The sequence below is a fragment of the Streptomyces sp. NPDC041135 genome (genome assembly GCF_055592085.1).
The window spans coordinates 1-1863 of the sequence record NZ_JBVIYZ010000096.1 but is presented as its reverse complement, the minus strand read 5'-3'; the positions used below and the strand labels follow the sequence as shown (position 1 = coordinate 1863).

At 72.1% G+C, this 1863-nt stretch carries 2 protein-coding genes; one reads left to right on the top strand and one right to left on the bottom strand.

Translation table 11 applies throughout. The features are described 5' to 3' along the window. Positions 1-764, bottom strand: a 764-nt coding sequence (locus ACZ6CZ_RS37980; protein WP_469030676.1) for a LysR family transcriptional regulator, incomplete at its 3' end; no start/stop codon positions are given. Between the two features lie 107 nt (positions 765-871). Here ACZ6CZ_RS37980 and ACZ6CZ_RS37975 point away from each other — a divergent pair. Continuing rightward, positions 872-1863 (top strand): zinc-dependent alcohol dehydrogenase family protein (locus ACZ6CZ_RS37975; protein ID WP_469030674.1); only part of this gene is annotated, 992 nt, incomplete at its 3' end.

The following is a 1863-nucleotide window of genomic DNA, read 5'->3' as shown; positions in this document are numbered from 1 at the left end:
TCCGATGCGGCCATGGACGGGACGAGTACCGTGTGGCCGCCCCGCGCGGCGAGGGCGATCATGGCGGAGAAGTCCGTACAGGTGTGCCGCACCTGTGGCGTGAAGCCGACCGACCGGCAGGCCTGGAGGACGGCGTCACCACAGGCCGTCTGCGGTGGCGCGGTGATCCACCGGGTGTCCGCGAGGTCCCGCAGGTCGACCGGGGGATGTCCGGGGCGGTGTGCCGGGTGGTCGTCGCGCAGGACCGCGACGAGTGGATCGGTCCAGAAGGTGCGGGTCTCCACACCGGGGTGCGTCGGTGTGGCGAGGTTGGTGTAGCGGTAGAGCAGGGCGGTGTCCACCCGGCGCTGAAGCAACAGCCGTACGGCGTCAACCGGTTCGGCCTCTGTGATGTGCAGACGCAGCTTTCCGTGGGCGCTCTCCAGCGCTTCGCCGAGGGGGGCTGCCACCGGTGCGAGGGCGCTGGGGAAGCAGGCGAGGTGGAGCGGACCGCTGGGCTCCCCGGAGTCACTGCGCAGACGGCTCGCGGCGCGTTCGAGAGCGGTGAGCACGTGCTCGGTGTCGTCGGCCAGTCGGTGCCCGGCGCCGGTGAGGTGGACGGAGCGGCCGGTGCGCTCGAGCAGGCGGGTTCCGGTCTCCTCCTCCAGCAGCCGCAACTGCTGCGAGACGGCGGAAGCCGTGACGCCGTGCAGTTCGGCCACGGCGGTGACGGTGCCGTGGGCGGCGAGGTCCCGGAGGAGGACAAGTCGTCGGACATCGAGCATTAGCCCATCTTAAAGACATGCTGCAGGAGATGTAGCTGGACACGGGAACGAATATGCGGACACCCTGGGCGTCAGCCCCAACCCCCGAACAGCGCCAGGAGCGTCCCGTGCGTGCCACCGTGATCCACGGCCCCCATGACATCCGCGTCGAGGACGTGCCGGACCCGGTCGTGCAGCGGCCGACCGACGCCTTGGTGCGCGTGGTCAGCGCCTGCATCTGCGGCAGCGACCTGTGGGCGTACCGGGGCGTGGCGCCCCGGGTGGCCGGCCAGCGCATCGGTCACGAATTCCTCGGCATCGTCGAGGAGACCGGCTCCGAGGTGTCCGGATTCGCCCGCGGCGACTTCGTGGTGGCCCCGTTCGTATGGTCCGACGGTACCTGCGACCACTGCCGCGAGGGCCTGCACACCTCGTGCCCGGAGGGCGGCTTCTGGGGCGAGGTCGGCTCCGACGGCGGCCAGGGGGAAGCCGTGCGCGTACCCTTCGCCGACGGCACGCTGGTCAAGCTGCCGAAGGAGGCCGCGGGCGAGGAGAAGCTGCTGCCCGGCCTGCTCGCCCTGTCCGACGTGATGAGCACCGGCCACCACGCCGCCGTCGCCGCTCGCGTGCGGCCGGGTGCCACCGTCGCCGTGGTCGGCGATGGCGCAGTCGGCCTGTGCGGTGTGCTCGCCGCGCGCCGTCTCGGCGGCGACCGGATCATCGCCATGGGCCGGCACGAAGGGCGCACCGCGATCGCCCGGGCCTTCGGCGCCACCGACGTGGTCGCCGAACGCGGCGAAGCGGCGATCGAGGCGGTGAAGGAACTCACCCGCGGACAGGGTGCGCACGCCGTGCTGGAGGCCGTCGGCACCGAGGAGTCGATGCGGACCGCCATTTCGATCGCACGCGACGGTGGCGCGGTCGGCTACGTCGGCGTGCCGCACGGTGGCAGCGCGGGTGTCGACATCGCCCAGATGTTCGGTCGCAACGTGTCTCTGTCCGGCGGTGTCGCCCCCGCCCGCGCCTACATCCCCGAACTGCTGCCGGACGTGCTGTCCGGCGCGATCGACCCGGGCCTGGTCTTCGACCGCACCGTCGGGCTCGACGGCGTGCCGGACGG